Origin of the sequence: Streptomyces sp. R44 (genome assembly GCF_041053105.1) — a bacterium.
Classification (GTDB): domain Bacteria; phylum Actinomycetota; class Actinomycetes; order Streptomycetales; family Streptomycetaceae; genus Streptomyces.
In genome coordinates, this window is record NZ_CP163444.1 from 2957254 (window position 1) to 2977436 (window position 20183).

General features: G+C 71.7%; 19 protein-coding genes and 3 tRNA genes. 3 read left to right on the plus strand and 19 right to left on the minus strand.

Translation table 11 applies throughout. The features are described from left to right. Positions 1–161: 161 nt before the first annotated feature. From AB5J54_RS13715 to AB5J54_RS13735, 5 genes are all read right to left on the minus strand, one after another. Positions 162–1007 (minus strand): DegV family protein, encoded by an 846-nt coding sequence (locus tag AB5J54_RS13715; protein WP_369144204.1) that lies wholly within the window; start codon positions 1005–1007, stop codon positions 162–164. Positions 1008–1103: 96 nt separating this feature from the next. Further along, positions 1104–1829, minus strand: a complete 726-nt coding sequence (locus AB5J54_RS13720) for a hypothetical protein (protein ID WP_369144205.1) — start codon at positions 1827–1829, stop codon at positions 1104–1106. A gap of 129 nt (positions 1830–1958) precedes the next feature. After that, on the minus strand, positions 1959–4832 hold the full coding sequence (leuS, locus tag AB5J54_RS13725) for a leucine--tRNA ligase (protein WP_369144206.1): 2874 nt from the start codon (positions 4830–4832) through the stop codon (positions 1959–1961). Between the two features lie 295 nt (positions 4833–5127). Beyond that, positions 5128–5200, minus strand: a tRNA-Ala gene (locus AB5J54_RS13730). 74 nt (positions 5201–5274) lie between these two features. Next, a tRNA-Ala gene (locus AB5J54_RS13735) sits at positions 5275–5347 on the minus strand. Between the two features lie 122 nt (positions 5348–5469). On the opposite strand from AB5J54_RS13735, the gene AB5J54_RS13740 reads away from it, so the two are divergent. Continuing rightward, positions 5470–6711, plus strand: a complete 1242-nt coding sequence (locus AB5J54_RS13740; protein ID WP_369144207.1) for a glycosyltransferase 87 family protein — start codon at positions 5470–5472, stop codon at positions 6709–6711. On the opposite strand, the gene AB5J54_RS13745 is transcribed toward AB5J54_RS13740, so the two are convergent. Next, on the minus strand, positions 6690–6923 hold the full coding sequence (locus AB5J54_RS13745; protein WP_015033559.1) for a hypothetical protein: 234 nt from the start codon (positions 6921–6923) through the stop codon (positions 6690–6692). The genes AB5J54_RS13740 and AB5J54_RS13745 overlap by 22 nt on opposite strands. Before the next feature lie 137 nt (positions 6924–7060). Then, the gene (locus tag AB5J54_RS13750) at positions 7061–8497 is read right to left on the minus strand and encodes an MFS transporter (protein WP_369144208.1); all 1437 of its coding nucleotides are present in this window, start codon (positions 8495–8497) and stop codon (positions 7061–7063) included. A gap of 101 nt (positions 8498–8598) precedes the next feature. On the opposite strand from AB5J54_RS13750, the gene AB5J54_RS13755 reads away from it, so the two are divergent. Further along, positions 8599–9489 carry a helix-turn-helix transcriptional regulator gene (locus tag AB5J54_RS13755; RefSeq protein ID WP_369144209.1) on the plus strand — a complete coding sequence of 297 codons (891 nt, stop codon included), beginning with the start codon at positions 8599–8601 and terminating at the stop codon, positions 9487–9489. A 22-nt stretch (positions 9490–9511) separates the two neighbouring features. Here AB5J54_RS13755 and AB5J54_RS13760 read toward each other — a convergent pair. From AB5J54_RS13760 to AB5J54_RS13790, 7 genes are all read right to left on the minus strand, one after another. After that, positions 9512–9584: transfer RNA gene (locus AB5J54_RS13760), tRNA-Ala, on the minus strand. 95 nt (positions 9585–9679) lie between these two features. Next, positions 9680–10333, minus strand: a complete 654-nt coding sequence (locus AB5J54_RS13765; RefSeq protein ID WP_369149321.1) for a histidine phosphatase family protein — start codon at positions 10331–10333, stop codon at positions 9680–9682. Then, the gene (gene rsfS, locus AB5J54_RS13770; RefSeq protein ID WP_041129201.1) at positions 10330–10794 is read right to left on the minus strand and encodes a ribosome silencing factor; all 465 of its coding nucleotides are present in this window, start codon (positions 10792–10794) and stop codon (positions 10330–10332) included. Before rsfS ends, AB5J54_RS13765 begins: the two co-directional genes overlap by 4 nt. 164 nt (positions 10795–10958) lie before the next feature. Beyond that, the gene (locus tag AB5J54_RS13775; RefSeq protein ID WP_369144210.1) at positions 10959–12686 is read right to left on the minus strand and encodes an LCP family protein; all 1728 of its coding nucleotides are present in this window, start codon (positions 12684–12686) and stop codon (positions 10959–10961) included. Positions 12687–12705: 19 nt separating this feature from the next. Beyond that, complete coding sequence (gene nadD, locus AB5J54_RS13780) at positions 12706–13326, minus strand: nicotinate-nucleotide adenylyltransferase (protein WP_369144211.1); 621 nt, start codon at positions 13324–13326, stop codon at positions 12706–12708. A 52-nt stretch (positions 13327–13378) separates the two neighbouring features. Then, positions 13379–13540: a hypothetical protein gene (locus AB5J54_RS13785; protein ID WP_185893249.1), complete on the minus strand. Its 162-nt coding sequence runs from the start codon at positions 13538–13540 to the stop codon at positions 13379–13381. An 83-nt stretch (positions 13541–13623) separates the two neighbouring features. Further along, entirely contained in the window at positions 13624–13836 is a 213-nt protein-coding gene (locus AB5J54_RS13790) for a hypothetical protein (protein WP_369149628.1), read from the minus strand. 129 nt (positions 13837–13965) lie between these two features. Here AB5J54_RS13790 and AB5J54_RS13795 point away from each other — a divergent pair, with 129 nt between their 5' ends. Then, positions 13966–15123, plus strand: a complete 1158-nt coding sequence (locus AB5J54_RS13795) for a M48 family metallopeptidase (RefSeq protein ID WP_369144212.1) — start codon at positions 13966–13968, stop codon at positions 15121–15123. On the opposite strand, the gene AB5J54_RS13800 is transcribed toward AB5J54_RS13795, so the two are convergent. The 5 genes from AB5J54_RS13800 to proB all read right to left on the minus strand — a co-directional run bounded on the left by AB5J54_RS13800 (position 15108) and on the right by proB (position 20116). After that, positions 15108–16190 carry a hypothetical protein gene (locus tag AB5J54_RS13800; RefSeq protein WP_369144213.1) on the minus strand — a complete coding sequence of 361 codons (1083 nt, stop codon included), beginning with the start codon at positions 16188–16190 and terminating at the stop codon, positions 15108–15110. The genes AB5J54_RS13795 and AB5J54_RS13800 overlap by 16 nt on opposite strands. Before the next feature lie 99 nt (positions 16191–16289). After that, entirely contained in the window at positions 16290–16886 is a 597-nt protein-coding gene (locus AB5J54_RS13805; RefSeq protein WP_369144214.1) for a hypothetical protein, read from the minus strand. A gap of 87 nt (positions 16887–16973) precedes the next feature. Then, positions 16974–18257 carry a glutamate-5-semialdehyde dehydrogenase gene (locus tag AB5J54_RS13810; RefSeq protein WP_369144215.1) on the minus strand — a complete coding sequence of 428 codons (1284 nt, stop codon included), beginning with the start codon at positions 18255–18257 and terminating at the stop codon, positions 16974–16976. Between the two features lie 103 nt (positions 18258–18360). Continuing rightward, positions 18361–18861: a hypothetical protein gene (locus tag AB5J54_RS13815; protein WP_369144216.1), complete on the minus strand. Its 501-nt coding sequence runs from the start codon at positions 18859–18861 to the stop codon at positions 18361–18363. A 151-nt stretch (positions 18862–19012) separates the two neighbouring features. Continuing rightward, positions 19013–20116 (minus strand): glutamate 5-kinase, encoded by a 1104-nt coding sequence (gene proB, locus AB5J54_RS13820; RefSeq protein WP_369149322.1) that lies wholly within the window; start codon positions 20114–20116, stop codon positions 19013–19015. Positions 20117–20183: the final 67 nt, after the last annotated feature.

Genomic DNA, 20183 nt, shown 5'->3' on the forward strand with positions numbered 1-20183 from the left:
TCACGGCAGGCCCGTGCGGAGCTCAGTCGTCTTCCGTGGACAGGCGCTCCGCTGTGGAAAACTCCCTCACCCTTGCGAGGGACGGCCGGGACTCGGCCCGCTGAGACGACGGGACTCGACCCGCTGAGACGACGGGTCTCGGCGCGGTGGGAAGACAGGTCTCAGCGCGGCGAGACCACGACCGCGAGGAGCCCGGGGCCGGTGTGGGCGCCGATGACCGCGCCCACCTCGCTGACCTGGAGTGCCTCGATTCCCGGTACCCGTTCCGCGAGCCGGTCCGCGAGTGCGTCGGCCCGCTCCGGTGCGGAGAGGTGGTGCACGGCGATGTCGACGGGCCCGGAGCCGGCTCGCTCCACGGCGATCTCCTCCAGGCGCGCGATCGCCTTCGAGGCCGTTCGCACCTTCTCCCGCAGTTCGATCCGCCCGCCGTCGAGTTCGAGGAGCGGCTTCACGGCGAGCGCGGACCCGAGCAGTGCCTGTGCGGCGCCGATGCGGCCACCCCTGCGCAGATAGTCCAGGGTGTCGACGTAGAAGTAGGCGGAGGTGCCCGCGGCGCGCTTCTCGGCCGCCGCGACCGCCTCGTCGAGGGAACCGCCGGCTTCCGCGACCTCCGCCGCCGCGAGGGCGCAGAAGCCCAGCGCCATGCCGACCATGCGGGTGTCCACGACCCGTACGGGCAACGGCGCGTCCTTGGCGGCGAGCACGGCGGCGTCGTAGGTCCCGGAGACCTCGGCGGACAGATGGAGCGAGACGACGCCTTTCGCGCCCGCCGCGGCGGCCTCGCGGTAGGCCTCGGCGAAGACCTCGGGGCTCGGCCGCGAGGTGGTGACGGGCCGGCGCTTCTGCAGGGCCTCGGCAAGGGCCTTCGCCGAGATCTCGGTGCCCTCCTCAAGGGCGCGGTCGCCGATGACGACGGTCAGCGGGACCGTGGTGATGGCGTGCCGCTCCCTCGTCTGGCGTGGCAGGTAGGCCGTGGAATCGGTGACGATCGCGACATGCCGGGACATGAGCGGGAGGTTACCCGCCGAGGCTGTCGCACGGCAGCCCGGCCCCCCACCGGACGTCTGTCCGCGCCCCGGCGGGCTTCCCCGGGGCCCGTTCCGTCAGGTGGTGGTCTCCGGGCGGGCCGACTTCTCCCAGGGGTAGGCGGTGCGCCGGGGGTCGGGCCCGGCGATCGCGGACGGCTCGCCGGCCCCCGCCCCGGGAGGACCGGCCGCCCGGGCCGTCCCCGACGTGGCTCCCGGCGTCGTCCCGGAGGTGGCGGCCCCCGAGGCGCTCTCCGGCCCCGTCCAATGGCGCAGGGCACCCGCCTCGACGTCGATCTGCGCGCTGAGCGTCGACAGGTCGTCCTCCGCGAACTTCAGTGCCCGGTCCCGGGCGGCGCGCCGCAGCGCGTCGGCCGAGCCGGTGATCCGCTCGGTCCGCGCGGCGAGTTCGGGAAGCTGCCCGGTCACCCAGGCCCGGTCGGGCTCGCGCTCCAGGCGCTTGAGATCCGCGTCGAGTTCGAGTCCGTGGGCGCTGAGCCGGTGGAACAGGTCGAGCGACTCCTTCAGCGAGGCGTCCTCGGCGACGCCCGCCTGCAGTGCCTCCTGGGTGGCGCGCATCGAGGTGCGCAGCGAGAGCCGCAGCCGGGCCAGTTCCCCGGCGGCCCCGCCCTGGCCGAAGCTCTTGGCCCGCAGGGTGGTGTCCTCGACCGTGCGCCGGGCCTGGTCGATGGTGCGGTCGACGCCGCGCTTGGCGGCCTTCGCGACCTTCACGGTGACGAACACCCCGAGCGCCACGAAGGACAAGAAGAGCAGCGCCATGATCGTGATAATCGTGGCTTCCATGTGCGGCCCCTCCGCGTCCGTCGAATCCCCACGGCTGTGGTTCTTCCACGGTAAACGGAAGGGGCAGGCCGACGGTTCCATTCGAACCCTCAACCTGCCCCCACGCTTCCCCTAGGGGAAGGGCTGATGTCAGCCGGCGACGATGTTGACCAGCTTCGGCGCGCGCACGATCACCTTGCGGATCTGCGCGTCGCCCAGCGCCGCGACCACGTGCGGGTCGGCCAGCGCCAGCGTCTCCAGCTCCGCGTCCGTGATCGACGGGGAGACCTCCAGGCGGGCCTTGACCTTGCCCTTGATCTGCACGACGCAGGTCACGGTCTCGTCGACGACGTACGCCGGGTCGGCCACCGGGAAGTCCTGGTGGACGACCGAGTCGGTGTGGCCCAGCTTGCGCCACAGCTCCTCGGCGATGTGCGGGGCCAGCGGGGCGACCAGCAGCACCAGCTGCTCGGCGACCGGCCGGGAGACCGCGCCACCGGACTTGGTCAGGTGATTGTTCAGCTCGGTGATCTTGGCGATGGCGGTGTTGAAGCGCATCGCGGCCATGTCCTGCGCGACGCCGTCGATCGCCTTGTGCAGGGCACGCAGCGTGTCCTCGTCGGCCGCGGTGTCGACGACCGTGACCTCACCGGTCGCCTCGTCGACGATGTTGCGCCACAGCCGCTGCAGCAGCCGGTACTGGCCGACCACCGCGCGCGTGTCCCAGGGGCGCGACACGTCCAGCGGGCCCATCGCCATCTCGTAGAGGCGCAGGGTGTCGGCGCCGTACTCGGAGCAGATCTCGTCCGGCGTGACCGCGTTCTTCAGGGACTTGCCCATCTTGCCCAGGACGCGGCTGACCTTCTCGCCCTGGTACCAGAAGCCGCCGTCCCGCTCCTCGACCTCGGCCGCCGGCACGGCGATGCCGCGGGCGTCCCGGTAGACGAAGGCCTGGATCATGCCCTGGTTGTACAGCTTGTGGAACGGCTCGGCCGAGGAGATGTGGCCCAGGTCGAACAGCATCTTGGACCAGAAGCGCGCGTACAGCAGGTGCAGCACGGCGTGCTCGGCGCCGCCGACGTACAGGTCGACGCCGCCGGTCGGCATGCCCTCGCGGGGGCCCATCCAGTACTGCTCGACCGCGGGGTCGACCAGCTTCTCGGAGTTGTGCGGGTCCAGGTAGCGCAGCTCGTACCAGCAGGAGCCGGCCCAGTTGGGCATGGTGTTGGTCTCGCGCCGGTAGCGCTGCGGACCGCGGCCGTCACCCAGGTCCAGGGTGACGTTGACCCAGTCCTGGTTGCGGGACAGCGGGGTCTCCGGCTGGGTGTCCGCGTCGTCGGGGTCGAAGGTGCGCGGCGAGTAGTCCTCGACCTCCGGCAGCTCCAGGGGCAGCATCGACTCGGGCAGCGAGTGGGCGACGCCGTCCTCGTCGTAGACGATCGGGAAGGGCTCGCCCCAGTACCGCTGACGGCTGAACAGCCAGTCGCGCAGCCGGAAGTTGACGGTGCCCTCGCCGATGCCGCGGTCGGCCAGCCAGGCGGTGATCTTCGCCTTGGCGTCGACGACGCCAAGGCCGTCCAGGGAGATCTCGTCGTTGGCGGAGTTGACCAGCTTCGCCTCGTACGAGGAGAAGGCGTCGTCCCAGGTGGAGGGGTCGGTGCCGCGGTCGTCGCTCGGCTCGACGACGCAGCGCATCGGCAGCTCGAAGGCGCGCGCGAAGGCGAAGTCGCGGCTGTCGTGCGCGGGGACGGCCATGATCGCGCCGGTGCCGTAGCCCATCAGGACGTAGTCGGCGATGAAGACCGGGACCTGGGCGCCGCTGACCGGGTTGGTCGCGTACGCGCCGGTGAAGACGCCGGTCTTGTCCTTGGCCTCGGCCTGGCGCTCGACGTCGGACTTGGAGGCGGCCTGCTTGCGGTAGGCGTCGACGGCCTCGGAGGGGGTGGCGTGACCGCCGGTCCACACCTCGTGGGTGCCCTCGGGCCAGGCGGCCGGGACGATCTTCTCGACCAGGTCGTGCTCGGGGGCCAGGACCATGTAGGTGGCGCCGAACAGGGTGTCCTGGCGGGTGGTGAAGACGGTGATGGCACCGGTGTCGCCGACCTGGAAGTCGACGCGGGCGCCCTCGGAGCGGCCGATCCAGTTCCGCTGCTGCAGCTTGATGGCCTCGGGCCAGTCCAGTGCGTCCAGGTCGTCCAGCAGACGGTCCGCGTAGGCGGTGATCCGCATGTTCCACTGGCGCAGCTTGGCCTTGAAGACGGGGAAGTTGCCGCGCTCGGAGCGGCCGTCGGCGGTGACCTCCTCGTTGGCCAGGACGGTGCCCAGGCCGGGGCACCAGTTGACGGGCGCGTCGGAGGCGTAGGCCAGGCGGTACTCGCCCAGGACGTCGGAGCGCTCGGCGGCGCTCAGCTCGCTCCACGCGCGCGTGCCGGGGACCTCACGCGTGCCGTTCTCGAACTGCTCGATCAGCTCGGCGATCGGACGGGCCTTCTCGGCCTCGTCGTCGTACCAGGAGTTGAAGATCTGCAGGAAGATCCACTGGGTCCACTTGTAGTAGTCCGGGTCGATCGTGGCGAACGACCGGCGCTTGTCGTGGCCCAGGCCCAGCCGGCGCAGCTGGACCTTCATGTTCTCCATGTTGGCCTCGGTGGACACACGCGGGTGCGTGCCCGTCTGCACGGCGTACTGCTCGGCCGGCAGGCCGAAGGCGTCGAAGCCCAGGGTGTGCAGCACGTTGTGGCCGGTCATGCGCGCGTGGCGGGCGAAGACGTCCGTGGCGATGTAGCCCAGCGGGTGGCCGACGTGCAGGCCCGCACCCGAGGGGTACGGGAACATGTCCATGATGAACTTCTTGGGCAGGGCGGCGACCGCGGGGTCGCCCGCCAGGTCACCGGTGGGGTTCGGCGCCTCGTAGGTTCCCTCGGCGTCCCAGAAGTCCTGCCAGCGTGCCTCGATGTCGGCGGCCATGGCCGCCGTGTAGCGATGAGGGGCCGCCGTCTCGGCGGCCGTCGTGATCTCGGTCATGGTCCTTGATGCTCCATCGATCGTCTCTGCCCACTGCCACGAACTGCCCGAAATGAAAAATCCCCTCGCACAGGAGGGGATGCCGCGCCGACTCCGACGGGATGTCTGTCACCCGTCGGGACTGGTCAGCGCGGCTCGGTAAGCAGGAGGCGTACGGCACGCATGGCGCCAGGGTACCGCAGGGCCCGAGCGGGCCGCACCGGCGTTCCACGGAGCGGAGCGACCGCAGGGGCTCTCGGAGGGGCCGGACACGAAGAAGCGGGCCACTCGATCCGAGTGGCCCGCTTCTCTTCTGTGGAGCTAAGGAGAATTGAACTCCTGACCTCCTGCATGCCATGCAGGCGCTCTACCAACTGAGCTATAGCCCCGCGTGTGCGGAATTATTCAGATTACCGCAGAATCGGCACGAGCCATCCAATACGGATGGCTCACTTCCGTTCTGTGGAGCTAAGGAGAATTGAACTCCTGACCTCCTGCATGCCATGCAGGCGCTCTACCAACTGAGCTATAGCCCCTCGATTTGTCGTCCCCGCTTCACTCTCGCTCGCGGCGACGGACAGAACAGTAACGGCCCGCCCGGCAGATCGCCAAATCGGTTTCTCCGCCCCGTACGGGGCCCCGGGTAGGGTCGCCGGTTGTGTCCGTCTCCGTGCTCTCCCGAACCCGCGCCCGGCCGTGGCCCCTGGCCACCGCCGCGGCGGTCTGTCTGCTCTCGTTCGTCGCCTTCTGGGTGGCGCAACGCCTCGCCCACGTGAACATGCTCGACGTGATGGTCTACCGGGCCGAGGGCGAGACGGTCCGGGCCGGCGGCGACCTGTACGCGATGCGCGCGACCTCGGCGAACCTCGGCATGACCTACCCGCCGTTCGCGGCTCTGCTGTTCGTCCCGCTGACCCTGGTGGGCGTCCCGCTGATGCGGACGCTCACCACGGCGGGGAACCTGCTCCTGGTGGTCGCCCTGGTACAGCTGTCGCTCCAGCTGGTGCGCCCCTCGCTGTCCCGGACCGACCTGTGGCGCACGACGCTCTGGGTCGCCGCGGTCGTGGTCTGGTGCGAGCCGGTGTGGACGACCCTGCGGTACGGCCAGATCAACCTGCTCATAGCGGTGGCGGTGCTCTGGGACCTCACCCGCCGCGAGGGCAGCCGCTGGGCCGGCCTGGGCATCGGCCTGGCGACCGCGGTGAAGCTCACACCGGGACTCTTCGTGGTCCTTCTGCTCGCCGCCGGTCTGTTGCTGTGGCGCAGGGACCGGGGCATGAACCAGTGGCTGCGCACCGCGCTGACGGCGACCGGGGTGTTTCTCGGAACGACGCTGGCCGTGGCGCTCGCCCTGCCCGCGGACTCGAAGCGGTTCTGGACGGAGACCCTGTTCGAGACCGGCCGGGTCGGCTTCGCCGAGGAGACCGCGAACCAGTCGATCCGCGGGGTCCTGGCCCGGCTGATGCACACGGACGACCCGGGCATGTGGTGGGCGGTGACCGCGGCCGTCCTGGGCGGCGCGGCGATGGTGCTCGCGGTGCGGGCGGCGGTGCGCGGCGACAAGGCGGTGGCCGTGGTCGTCTGCGCGTTCACGGCGCTGATGATCAGCCCGATCTCCTGGTCCCACCACTGGGTCTGGTGCGTGCCCCTGCTGATCCTGCTCGCGGACCGCGCCACGCGCGCGTGGCCGGTGACGGGGGCGGTGGCACTGGCCTTCGCCTCGTTCGCGCTGTGGTGGGTCCCGCACGACCCGGGCCGCCCCGAACTGGACCAGAACGCGGGGCAGATGCTGCTGTCGGCGATCTATCCGCTGACGGCGACGGCCCTGTTCGTCGGGTACGCGCTGACGCTGCGGGCGTCGGCACGTGGCGAAGGACGTCAGGCCGTCGCGAAGGAGTAGAACCGCTTGAGGGTGCAGTGCTCGTCGAGGAGCCGACCGTAGATCGGCTCCCCCTCCAGCTCACGGTAGGTCTCGATGGGGTCGCCTTTTATGATCAGCGCCCGCGCGCACTCCTCGCACCAGTACTGGAACCCGGGGTTGACGGGGTCCATGTCGCGCACGATGGGCGTGCCGCTGCCGCACCAGTCGCACTTCCGCCTGTGTGCACCCATCAATCAGCTCCAGCTGTGGCCGCAGGCCGTGCACCCATAGGACACCCTGCCGTTGTCGCCGAGCACTTGGGTCACCCTCCCGTCCGGATCCTCGTCCCCCTCCGGCCGTCCGATTCTGCCATGGCCCCGCAAGAGGGTCAGCGTGATCGTCGCGGCAGTCCCGCCGCGGCGCCCACGACGGAGGCGGCGGCCAGGGCCAGGGCGGTCGCCCACAGCGCGTCGGCGGAGTCCTGGGCTCCGGAACCCGCGTAACGGCCGAGGAAGAGGGTGCCGAACGTGGCGACACCGACGATCTGGCCGAGCTGCGTGACGGTGGCGAGCAGTCCGCTGGCATCGGCCGCGTCCTCGGGCCGTACGGCGGCCAGGGCCCCGGTCAGGGCCGGACTGAAGGCCATCGAGATCCCCGCGCCGAACGCGCCCAGGGCCGGGTAGAGACCCCAGCCTCCGGTGCCGCCGTCCCCGAGCAGCCCTCCGAGGGCGAGGACCGCCGCGGCCGCGAGCAGGAATCCGGCCGGGACGAGCGCGCGGTGCAGCCGGGCCGGCCAGCGCCGCCAGGTCAGGCCCACGGCCCCGAAGACGACGGCGGCGGGCCCGAAGGTGAGACCGGCGCGCAGCGCGCTGTGGCCCAGCCCGCCCTGCAGATGCAGGGTGAGGGTGAACAGGAAGCCGGCGTTGACGCCCATCGCCACCGAGATCCACAGGACGGCCCGTCCCATCCCGGGGATGCGCAGCACGCGCGGGGCGATCAGCGGTGCGCCGCCGCGCCGGGCGAGCCGCGACTCGTACGCGCCGAAGACGGCGGCGAGCACCGGCGAGCCGCCCAGGGAGAGCCAGGACCACAGCGGCCAGTCCTGCTCCTGCCCGAGGACCAACGGCGCGGTCAGGAGGGACACGGCGGCGCCGAGCAGCAGCAGACCCGGCAGATCGAGGGCACGCGCACGCGTGGGCCCGGTGTGGGCGTCGTCACGGGGCAGCACCCGGGCGCCGAGGACGAGCAGGGCGATCCCGATGGGGACGTTGACCAGGAAGACCGGCCGCCAGCCGGTGCCGAAGAGGTCGGCGCTCACCAGGATGCCGCCGGCGACCTGTCCGGCGGCGGCGCCGGTGGCCAGGACCGCGGAGTAGGCACTGAGGGCCCGGACCCGCCGCTCGCCCGTGAAGTTGCGCTGGATGAGGCTCAGCACCTGAGGGATCATCAGGGCGGAGCCCGCGCCCTGCACCAGCCGGAAGGCGATCAACTGGCCGGATCCCGCGGCGAGTCCGCAGGCGAGGGAGGCCACCGTGAACAGGGCGAGGCCGCCGAGGTAGGCCCGGCGGTGGCCGAAGAGATCGCCCAGGCGGGCGCCGGTGATCAGCAACACCGCGTAGGAGATGGTGTATCCGGCGATGACGAGCTGGAGCGCGCCTCCGGACGCGGAGAGTTCGGCCCGGATGGTGGGGGCGGCGACGTTGACGATGAAGACGTCGAGGAGTGCCATGAACTGGGCGGCGAGCACCACGCCGAGCAGCAGTCCGGGCCGGTTGTCGGTGGCACCGTCTTTACTGAGTGCGGGACGTGTTGTGGTCGAGGTCATGCGTCGAGCGTGACCGCGATCGGATACGGGTAACGAGAGCCCGCCGATGCTGGTACTGACAGCACCTGGCAGTGGCGGCACGGAGACTCGACCATGGGGGTGTGACGATCGTGGCAGCACTGCCGGCGCAACGACGACGACCGGAACTGGCCGCGTTCCTGCGCAGCCGCCGGGCCAGGGTGACCCCGGAGGACGTGGGCATGCCGCCGGGACTCCGCCGGCGCACACCGGGGCTGCGCCGCGAGGAGGTCGCCCAGCTCTCGGGCGTCGGCGTCACCTGGTACACCTGGCTGGAGCAGGGCCGGCCGATCAACGCCTCCGCGCAGGTCCTGGACGCCGTGGCCCGCACCCTCCGGCTCGACCGGCCGGAGCGCGAGCACCTCTACCACCTCGCCGAAGTGCCGTACGCCCCGGACCGGTCCGGGGCCGACGTCCCGGAGGTCAGCCCGGAGATCCAGGGGATCCTCGACGCCCTCGACCCGCTCCCGGCGGTGCTGTACAACGCGCGGTACGACGTCCTGGCGACCAACGTCCTGTACGAGCGGCTCCTGATGCAGAACGGACCGGGCCTGGACACCGGCCCGTTCGGCATACGCAACGTGCTCTGGGCGCTCTTCAGCGTGCCGGCGCCCAAGTGCCCGGTGGTCGACCGGAAGCGGGAGCTGCCGCTGATGGTGGCCCAGCTGCGGGGCGCGTACGGCCGCCATGTGGGCGAGCCCGAGTGGGAGGAGTTCATACGGCGTCTCGCGGAGACCAGCCCGGAGTTCGCCCGGCTCTGGCGCAGCGGGGACGTGGTGCCCCCGGGGACGCGGGTGAAGACCTTCCGGCACGACCTGGTGGGCGAGGTCCGGCTGACCTCGGTCTCCCTCTCGGTCAACGGGATGCCGGAGTGCCGGATCGTGACGTACACGCCGAGCGACGAGGAGAGCCGCCGCGGGATCGAGCTCCTGCGCAAGGCGAAAGGTGACGGAACGACGAATCCCGCCCCCTGATGGGGACGGGATCCGGTGACTGTGGAGCTAAGGAGAATTGAACTCCTGACCTCCTGCATGCCATGCAGGCGCTCTACCAACTGAGCTATAGCCCCTCGTGTTCTTCGCGCTCCGCGCTGCGAACAAGAAGAACTTTAGCCTGTGACCTGCCGGAAAGTGAAATCCGGGCCCGGCAGGCCGGTCGGGGGGCTCAGTCGTCGTCGCCGAGGACCGGCTCGGGCAGCGTGCCCGCGTTGTGCTCCATCAGGCGCCAGCCGCGGGCGCCCTCGCCGAGCACCGACCAGCAGCAGTTCGAGAGCCCGCCCAGGCTCTCCCAGTGCCGGGCCTCCAGGCCGAGGAGCCGGCCGATGGTGGTGCGGATGGTGCCGCCGTGGCTGACCACGACGAGCGTGCCGTCCTCGGGGAGCTTGTCGGCGTGCTCCAGGACCACGGGGGCGGCCCGGTCGGCCACCTCGGTCTCGAGCTCGCCGCCGCCCCGGCGCACGGGCTCGCCGCGCTTCCAGGCGGCGTACTGCTCGCCGTACCGCGCGACGATCTCGTCGTGGGTCAGTCCCTGCCACTCCCCCGCGTACGTCTCGCGCAGGGCGGAGTCGTGGGCGACGGCGTGGCCGGTGAGCACGGCGAGCTCGGCGGCGGTGGCCGCCGCCCGCTTCAGGTCGGAGGCCACGATGGCGTCCGGCTTGAGCGCGGCGAGCAGCCGTGCGGCCCGGCGCGCCTGGGCGACGCCGGTCTCCGTCAGCTCGATGTCGGTCGAGCCCTGGAAGCGGCGCTCCAGGTTCCAGGAGGTCTGACCGTGACGCCAGAGGACGATGCGGCGGCCGCTGCCGCCCTTGGTGGCGCTCAGCTCAGCTCACCGTCCGGTCCCTCGGGGAGGCCGGAGCCGGCCTCGATGTCGGCGCCGGTCAGGGCGGCGTGCTCGGCGGCCTTGCCGCGGGTCTTCAGGGCGTCCTCGGGCAGGTCGAGCTCGGGGCAGTCCTTCCACAGCCGCTCCAGGGCGTAGAAGACCCGCTCCTCGCTGTGCTGGACGTGGACGACGATGTCGACGTAGTCCAGCAGGATCCAGCGCGCGTCGCGGTCGCCCTCACGGCGGACCGGCTTGGCGCCGAGCTCCTTCTGCAGCCGCTCTTCGATCTCGTCGACGATCGACTTGACCTGGCGGTCGTTGGGCGCGGAGGCGAGCAGGAAGGCGTCGGTGATCGACAGCACGTCGCTGACGTCGTACGCGATGATGTCGTGCGCGAGCCGGTCGGCGGCCGCCTGTGCGGCGGTCTTGACGAGCTCGATGGAACGGTCCGTGGCGGTCACAAGCAGGCTTTCGTCGGCGGTCCAGTACCCCTCCAGGGTCTCACGGACCGCCGACGCGCCCGTCGGCGTTTTCCGGGGCGCTCTCACACGCCCCTCGTCGGGCCTCTCACCGCACCCCGCACCGGCCTCTCATCGCACTCCTCATCGGCCCCTCATCGGGCGCCTCATCGGGTCCCCGGGACCTTGTAGTCCCGGCCCAGGATCACGGTGACGGCGATCGTTCCCGAGGGCTTGCCCTTCTCGACCGAGCCGGCGGGCAGCCCCAGCGTCTTGGCCACCTCGGCCGCCGTCGCCTTCTGGCCGTCGTCGCCGTAGAGGACCTGCGATTCCTCCCGGGCCGGGGCGTCGGCGCCGCCCACGAAGGCGTAGCCGCCGTTGATGAGCGCGACCCTGGCCGCCTCGGCCGCCTTCCTGCCGGAACCGTCCCGCACCGAGACCCGGGGCACCTCGCCCGCCTCGGGGGCGGTGACCTTGCCGCCCAGGATGTCCTTCACCACGCTGTCGCTCGCGCCCTCGGTCAGCGCTCCGTCCTCCCCCACCGGGAGCAGGGCCGTCTTGTAGTCGCCGATCTTGGCGTGCTCGGCGAGCTTGGCCAGGGACGCGCCGAGGTCCTTCTCCGGAAGCGAGGGGTCGAGGATCTGCTGGAGGGTCTCGATGGTGACCGTGGCCGCCTCGGGGTCGCTGGAGAACTTGCGCAGCACCCCGTACATGACCCGGCCGAAGCGCTGGAGCTGCTTGGCCTCGGCCTCGCCGGGCGCCCGGTAGGTGGCGTAGGCGACGGCCGCGCGGCCGTTCAGGGTCTGCTTCTCGCCCTGCTTGACCAGGGGTTCGGCGCCCTTCTTGGTGTCGGGGACGTTCGTGTCGGTGTCGATCTCGATGCCGCTGACGGACTCGACGAGGTTCTCCAGGTACGGGGTGTCCAGCCGCCAGGTGCCGGTGATCTTCGCCCCGAGCAGGTTGCCGATCGCCTCCCGGGTGCCGCTGGAGCCGTCGTCCTCGACGGACTTCCCGAGGGTGGTCCCCGAGCCCTCGGCGTCGGCGACGACGACGGAGTTGGGGAGGAGGACGGTGGTGCCCTGGCGGGTGGTCGTGTTGTCCACGAGCAGGGCGGTGGAGGTGTTGCCGTTCTTGAGGTCGTGGAGGTGGACGACGATCGTGTCGCGCTGCTGCGGGCCGGTCGCCGTGTTCCCGCCCTTCTGCTCCGGGTCGGACGAGCCGGGGAGCAGGCCGGCGGACCAGAGGTAGCCGACGCCGCCGGCGACGGCGAGCACGAGGACGACGACGAGCGCGACGATGCGGTTGCGTCCGCGCCGCCTGGCCTCCTCGCGCCGCTCGGAACGGCTCTCGGTGAACTTGAGCCAGTCGATGACGTCCTCGGAGTCCTCGTCGGGCTCCTCGATGAACGAGAACTGCTCGGTGCGGTACGCGCGGTCGTCCTCGTCCCGCCGGGGCGGCGCGGGCCGCTCGGACGCGGGGCGCTGACCGGGCACTCCGGCCGGCGCGGCGACCGGGGCGGCGGGGGCCGCGGGCGCGGCCTGGACGGGCGCCTGGACGGGCGTCTGGACGGGGTGGGGAGCGGGTGCGGGGGTGGGCTCGGCCTGGGTGGCCCACTGCTGCCCGGTGTCGTGGGACGGGTAGGCGTAGCCCTGCTGCCCGTAGGGGTCGTACTGCTGCGGGGCAGGACCCTGCTGCTGGGCGGGCTGCTGCTGGGCGTACGGGTCGTAGCCGTACGCCTGCTGCTGCGGCTGCTGCTGTCCGTAGGGGTCGTAGTGCTGCGCGGGCGCCTGCTGCTGTGCCTGCGGCTGCTGGTACACCGGCTGCCCGTACTCGTCGTAGCCGATGATCTGCGGCTGCGGATAGTACGGGTCGTACGGGTGCTGCTGATCGTTCACCGGTGGCCCTCCCCGAAGCTCACTCGCCGCGGTACAACTGGCGCTTGTCGATGTAGCGCACCACGCCGTCCGGGACCAGGTACCAGACGGGATCGCCCTGCGCGACCCTCGCCCGGCAGTCGGTCGAGGAGATGGCGAGCGCGGGGATCTCGACGAGCGAGACGCCGCCCTTGGGCAGTCCGTCGTCGGTGAGGTCGTGGCCCGGCCGGGTGACGCCGATGAAGTGGGCGAGCGAGAAGAGCTCCTCGGCGTCGCGCCAGGTGAGGATCTGCGACAGCGCGTCGGCCCCGGTGATGAAGAAGAGGTCCGAGTCGCTGTTGAGAGACCGCAGGTCCCGCAGGGTGTCGATGGTGTACGTCGCGCCGCCGCGGTCGATGTCGATGCGGCTCACGGAGAACTGCGGGTTGGACGCCGTGGCGATGACCGTCATCAGATAGCGGTCCTCCGGCGACGAGACGACCTTGTGGCTCTTCTGCCACGGCTCCCCGGTCGGTACGAACACCACCTCGTCCAGGTGGAACAGGGCGGCGACCTCGCTGGCCGCCACCAGGTGTCCATGGTGGATCGGGTCGAAGGTTCCGCCCATCACGCCGAGTCGGCGCTTGCCGCGCCCGCCAGTAGGCACTTCCTGCTCTCCCATGCGTGCAGAGCCTACTGGCACGGCGACGGACGCCGGATCAGCGGTATCCGGTTCAGCGGTCGCGGTTGAAGCGGGTGGTGATCCACAGCAGCAGAAGCAGGGCGCCGAAGGCACCGAAGCCGGTGAGGTAGGGGCTGAGGCTTTCGTGGTTGCCGCCGTGCTCGGCGCCCTCGGCGAGGGTGACCAGGTGGGCGGCGGTGCTGTGGAGGCTCATCTTCGGCAGACCTATCGATCGGGGATGGGAGCGGAGACTTCGCGCACATCGTATGCGGGCGGTCGCGACGCGCTCACGCCGACTCAGGCGTTGGCGTCGCGCCCCGCGTCGGTGTCCGTGCCGCCGGCGGTGCCGTCGCCGTCCGTGTCGTCCCTGCGGTACCCGCGCAGCAGGAACCAGGCGGCGAGCGCGCAGCCCACCATCGAGACGAGCAGCACGATCCGGAGCGTGTCGCCCGGCCCCTGCTGTGCGGCGGTCGCGAGCAGTTCGGCCGCGGCGTCGGCGGTGTCCGGCATGTCGGTCGTGTCCTTCGGTCGTCCTCGGTGCCCCAGTTATCCACAGGGCCCCGGCACACGGTAGCGCCACCGCCTACGCTGGGGGCAGTCAGGGGGACGAGCACCGACTCGTACGAACAGGGGGCATCCATGACCGAGAACGACCAGGGGAACGTGCCGAGCAGGCAGCGGAAGCGGTTCCCCGGCATCTCCTCGCGGGCCTATGAGCACCCGGCCGACCGCTCGGCCCTTGTGGCGCTGCGGAAGCTCAGCGGCTTCGACACGGCCTTCAAGGCGCTCAGCGGGCTGCTGCCGGAGCGCAGCCTTCGGCTCCTCTACCTCTCGGACTCCGTCCGGGTGAGCGACGCGCAGTTCAGCCACCTCAACGACATGCTGAGGGACGCCTGTTACATCCTGGACCTGGAGAAGGTCCCGCCGATGTACGTCACCCAGGACCCGAAGCCCAACGCGATGTGCATCGGTCTGGACGAGCCGATCATCGTGGTTACCACCGGTCTGGTGGAGCTCCTCGACGAGGAGGAGATGCGGGCGGTCGTCGGCCACGAGGTCGGGCACGCGCTCTCCGGGCACGCCGTGTACCGCACGGTGCTGCTGTTCCTCACCAACCTCGCGCTGAAGATCGCGTGGATCCCGCTGGGGACGGTGGCGATCACGGCCATCGTGACCGCGCTGCGCGAGTGGTTCCGCAAGTCGGAGCTCTCCGCCGACCGGGCCGGCCTCCTCGTCGGCCAGGACGTACGGGCCTCGATGCGCGGTCTGATGAAGATCGCCGGCGGCAACCACCTGCACGAGATGAACGTGGACGCGTTCCTCGCCCAGGCCGACGAGTACGAGAAGTCCGGGGACCTGCGGGACTCGGTCCTGAAGATCCTCAACGTGCTGCCGCGCTCGCACCCCTTCACCACCGTCCGGGCGGCGGAGCTGAGGAAGTGGTCGGAGACCCGCGACTTCCAGCGGATCATGGACGGCCACTACCCGAAGCGCACGGAGGACAAGGACACCTCGGTCACGGACTCCTTCCGCGAGTCGGCCGGGCACTACGCCGACACGGTGCGTACCAGCAAGGATCCCCTGCTGAAGCTGGTCGGGGACATAGCCGGCGGCGCCGGTGACCTGGCGGGCGACCTGGGCGGGCGGCTGCGCAACCGCTTCGGCGGCCAGGGCGGCCAGAAGGCGGACGGCGGCGTGAAGACGGACGGCGGCCCGGCCGGGGACGGCAAGGATTCCGGCGACGGGGCCGGGAAGCCGGCGGGCGACGGGACCGGGGACGGTCAGAGCGAGGGCTGAGCCCCCGGCGCCAGCGCTCCGCACAGCGCGGGGGCGGCGGGCCGGGCCGTGGCGTACGGGTCGGTGACAGCTGGGCCGCCGCCCGCGTCGGAGGCCCGCGCTCCCGCCAGGAGCGGCTTCAGGGAGCCCGTGGTGTCGGCGCCGCACGCCTGCGGCCCGGCCTCCACGGTGCTGGTCAGGAGCTCGGCGCGGTGCATGCGCAGGTCCTCGCGGTCGAAGCGGAAGTGCACCACGCGGTGGACCGTGAAGAGGGACGCCGCGGCCACCGGACCCACGCCCTGGGAGGCCGGGCGGAGCGCGTAGGTGTACGTGTGGTCCGCGGTGACGTCGAGGGTGTCGGGGCTCGTCTCCTCGAAGCGGAGGGTGCCCTGCACCCGGGCGGCGGGCTCCGCGAGGGCCACCTGCCGGGGGTCGAAGCGGACGAGCCAGGCCGCGAGGGCGTGCCGGCCGTCGTCGGCGGGGGACTCGACGCTCCGGTCGAACTGTTCCAGCAGGTCCGGGTCGAGCAGCAGGCGCGCGGGCCGGACGGTGGTCCCGGAGAGGACGTCGGGCTCCAGGGCGGAGGCCACCAGGTATTCCTTGGCGATGCTCAGGCCGGTGACGACCTGGCTCTCGGCGAAGTGGGACGTGCGCCCCGCGACGGGCAGGTTGATGCCGGCGGCGCCGGTGCGGTACTCGGCGGCCGGGCTGTGGGCGAAGAGCTGGGTGGGTGCGCCGCCCGGGACGGGGCCCTGGGGGGCGAGCGGGACGACGGTGGTCCGCAGCGGCTCGGCCCGCTGGTCGACGGGGGGCTGGTACGGGTTGCGCACGCCGAGGTAGATGGCGGTGCCGAAGGCGAGGAGGATCAGCAGCACCAGCAGGACCGCCTGGCGGGAGCCGCTCCGGCTCTCCCAGGAGGAGCGGCTGCGGACGGCCTGGGCGTGCCCGCCCATCCGTTCCTGGGCCGAGAACTCCTGGAGGTGGGCAGCCCGGATGAACGCCTCGTCGAAGACGACGGATCGGTATTCGTCCTCACCGCCGGGGAGCCCCTCGGGTGTCCCCTCAGGCGGGTCGCCACGCCCTGCCATACCTTCAGGGTAGGTCCGCCGGGGCTTCGGTAAACGCCCAGGTACACGACAAGTTCGGAAGAATTCCGCCGTCAGGGTGTGCCGAGGAGCGCGCTGCGCCTAACGGGGTGATGCCGACCGGGCCGCGCGGGCGGCGGCGGGGGCCTGGACGGAGGCGTGAGCGGGGGCCTGGACGGCCGGTGGGGCGGGGTTCGGGTTCGGTGTGTCGACGCCGGTGGTGGCCGGCGGCGGGACCTGGTCCTCGTGGTTGGCGGCCGCTCCGCGGTAGACGGCACTGAAGGCGAGGGCGACCATGCCGACGCCCATGACGAGGGCGAGGATCCAGGCGACGGGCCGGAGCCAGCGGGCGCGGCCCCGGTAGGGGCGCAGGGCGCCGCCGTGGCGGCCGTAGGGGCTGGCGTCGTCGCCGATGTCATCGGGCTCGTAGGTGAGGCCGAGGGGATCGTGGCCGTCCTCGTACGGGTCGTCCTCGACGGATCCGCCGCCGGCGCGGGCGCGGGCGGCCTCGGCCTCGGCACGGGCCTGGGCGGCGGCGAGGAGCCGCTCGACCGCGGTGGGCTCGTGGATGGTGGCGGCCCTGACGAAGTCCTCGTCGAAGACCACGTCGGCGTGGACCTCGTCGGCGCCTCCGCGGTCGACAGAGTCCTCGGGGTCCCCGCCGTCCTGGAACGGCCTGCCCCCCACGTCGTCCGGCACGGATTCAGAGTAGACCCGGAAGGTGGTTTTGGGCAGGGAGAGTGCGAAGCCTCCCTGCCCGTCCCTCCCCGTACCGATAAGGAGGTGTTACCGCACGTGACCGTCACCGGTGACGATGTACTTGGTCGAGGTCAGCTCGGGAAGGCCCATGGGGCCGCGGGCGTGGAGCTTCTGGGTGGAGATGCCGATCTCGGCGCCGAAGCCGAACTGGCCGCCGTCCGTGAACCGGGTGGAGGCGTTCACGGCGACCGTGGTGGAGTCGACCAGCTGGGTGAAGCGGCGGGCCGCGGCCTGCGAGGTGGTGACGATCGCCTCGGTGTGGCCGGAGGACCACATCCGGATGTGCTCGACGGCCTTGTCGAGGGAGTCGACGACGGCGGCGGCGATGTCGTACGAGAGGTACTCGGTCTCCCAGTCCTCGGGGGTGGCCGGGACGACGGTGGCCTTGGAGCCCTCGGCGAGGGCGAGGACCCGCTCGTCGGCGTGGACGGTGACGCCGGCCTCGGCCAGGGCGGCGAGGGCCTTGGGCAGGAAGGCCTCGGCGACGTCCCGGTGGACGAGGAGGGTCTCGGCGGAGTTGCAGACGCTGACCCGCTGGGCCTTGGAGTTGATCAGGATGTCGACGGCCATGTCGAGGTCGGTCTGGGCGTCGACGTAGACGTGGCAGTTGCCGGTGCCGGTCTCGATGACCGGGACGGTGGACTCCTCGACGACGGTCTTGATCAGGGAGGCGCCGCCGCGCGGGATGAGGACGTCGACCAGGCCGCGGGCGCGCATCAGCTCGCGGACCGATTCGCGGGACTCGCCGGGGACGAGCTGGATCGCGTCGGCGGGCAGTCCGGCGCCGCCGACGGCGTCGCGCAGGACGGTCACGAGGGCGGTGTTGGAGGCGTAGGCGGAGGAGGAGCCGCGGAGCAGGACGGCGTTGCCGGACTTCAGGCAGAGCGCGGCGGCGTCGACGGTGACGTTGGGCCGGGCCTCGTAGATGATGCCGACGACGCCGAGGGGGACGCGGACCTGGCGCAGGTCGATGCCGTTGGGGAGGGTCGAGCCGCGGACGACCTCGCCGACGGGGTCGGGCAGCGCGGCGACGTCGCGGACGTCGGCGGCGATGGCCCGGACGCGCTCCGGGGTGAGGGTCAGACGGTCGATGATGGCCTCGCTGGTCCCGGCTTCGCGGGCCTTGGCGATGTCCACGGCGTTGGCTTCGACGATCTCGGCGGTACGGACTTCCAGGGCGTCCGCGATCGCGAGGAGCGCGTCGTCCTTGGCCGCGCGCGGGAGTGGCGCGATTTCGGCGGCGGCGCCACGGGCCCGGTAGGCGGCCCGGGTGACCGGGGAGAGGTTGTCGAGGGGCGTGAGCGAGGTCATGTCCGCAGGGTACTGGCACCCCTGCGGACATCCCTCACGTATCCCGCACTCCGAGACGTACCTCCGTCGGCACGAGACGGTCGTCCGTCCGTACGTGCGCCCGTCAGTAGGGGTGGACGCCGACCGGTGCGGCGGGTGGCGGGCCGTAGCCCTCCGCGATCCGCTGGTGGTAGGTCTCGCGGTCGATGACCTCCAGGCCCACGATCTCCCAGGGCGGCAGCTTGGCGGTCTGCCGGTGCTCTCCCCACAGCCGCAGGGCGACGGCCGCCGCGTCGTGCAGGTCGCGGGCCTCCTCCCAGTACCGGATCTCGGCGTGGTCGTTGGCATAGCGGCTGGTCAGCAGGAAGGGGTGGTCATGGGCCAGTTGTTCGAGCCCGCGCCGCACCTCCTTCAGCGGTGACTCCACGCCCGACACACTGAGGGTGATGTGCCAGAGTTTGGACACCGGCCGTTCCTCACGTGTCTCGGTGGTGGTCTCGGTCTTGCTGTCCGTGGACCTGTCTGACCTGTCCCGTGCCTCGTCGAAGTCGGCTCCGGCCTCGACACTGGTCAGGGCGCGTTCGGCAGTCCCGCGGGGCGGTGCCCCTGGGCGCGCTCGTCTCACCGGCGGCCTCCTGTGTGATGCGTGTGGTGCTGTACCCCGCCTTGTCTTACCCCCGAGACAAAGTTGACCAGCCCGAGGCGGCACATGGGGCGGTTTTGGTAAACGTCCCTTCCGGATGGCCAGACTTTCAGCCGTTTCGGCGTCGGCCGAATCAGCGGATGACGACCAGGTCGTCGCGGTGGACGACCTCGCGCTCGTACTCGGGTCCGAGGTCCTTGGCGAGCTCATGGGTGGAGCGGCCGAGCATCCGGGGCAGCTCCTTGGCGTCGAAGTTGACGAGGCCGCGGGCGACGGCCCGGCCGGAGGCGTCGCGGAGCTCGACGGGGTCGCCGGCCACGAAGTCGCCCTCGACGGCCGCGACACCGGCCGCGAGCAGGGACTTCTTGCCCTCGACGACGGCCCGTACGGCTCCGTCGTCGAGGCTGAGGGAGCCCTGCGGGGTGGAGGCGTGGGCGAGCCAGAGCAGCCGGTCGGCGGAGCGGCGGCCGGTGCGGTGGAAGTAGGTGCCGGTGTCCCGGCCGGCGAGGGCGTCGGCGGCGCGGCTCGCGGAGGTGAGGACGACGGGGATGCCGGCGGCGGCGGCGATCCGGGCCGCCTCGACCTTGGTGACCATGCCGCCGGTGCCGACGCCCGCCTTGCCGGCCGAGCCGATCTCCACGTGGGCGATGTCGGCGGGGCCGCTGACCTGGGCGATCCTCGACGTGCCCGGCTTGGACGGGTCGCCGTCGTACAGCCCGTCGACGTCGGAGAGCAGCACGAGCAGGTCGGCGCGGACGAGGTGGGCGACGAGGGCGGCGAGCCGGTCGTTGTCGCCGAAGCGGATCTCGTCGGTGGCGACGGTGTCGTTCTCGTTGACCACGGGCAGCGCGCCCATGGCGAGGAGCTGGTCCAGGGTGCGGTACGCGTTGCGGTAGTGGGCGCGCCGGCTGGTGTCGTCGGTGGTGAGGAGGACCTGGCCGACGCGGACGCCGTAGCGGGCGAAGGAGGCGGTGTAGCGGGCGACGAGGAGGCCCTGGCCGACGCTGGCGGCGGCCTGCTGCCGGGCGAGGTCCTTGGGGCGGCGGGTGAGGCCGAGCGGGGCTAGTCCGGCGGCGATGGCGCCGGAGGAGACGAGGACGATCTCCTTCTCGCCGCCGCTGCGGACATTGGCGAGGACGTCGACGAGGGCGTCGACGCGGTCGGCGTCCAGGCCTCCGGAGGCGGTGGTGAGCGAGGACGAGCCGACCTTGACGACGATCCTGCGGGCCTCCGTCACGTACTGCCTCGCCACGTCCGTCTGTCCCGTCACGTGTCCCGTCACCTGCGTCGCCACCTGCGTCGTC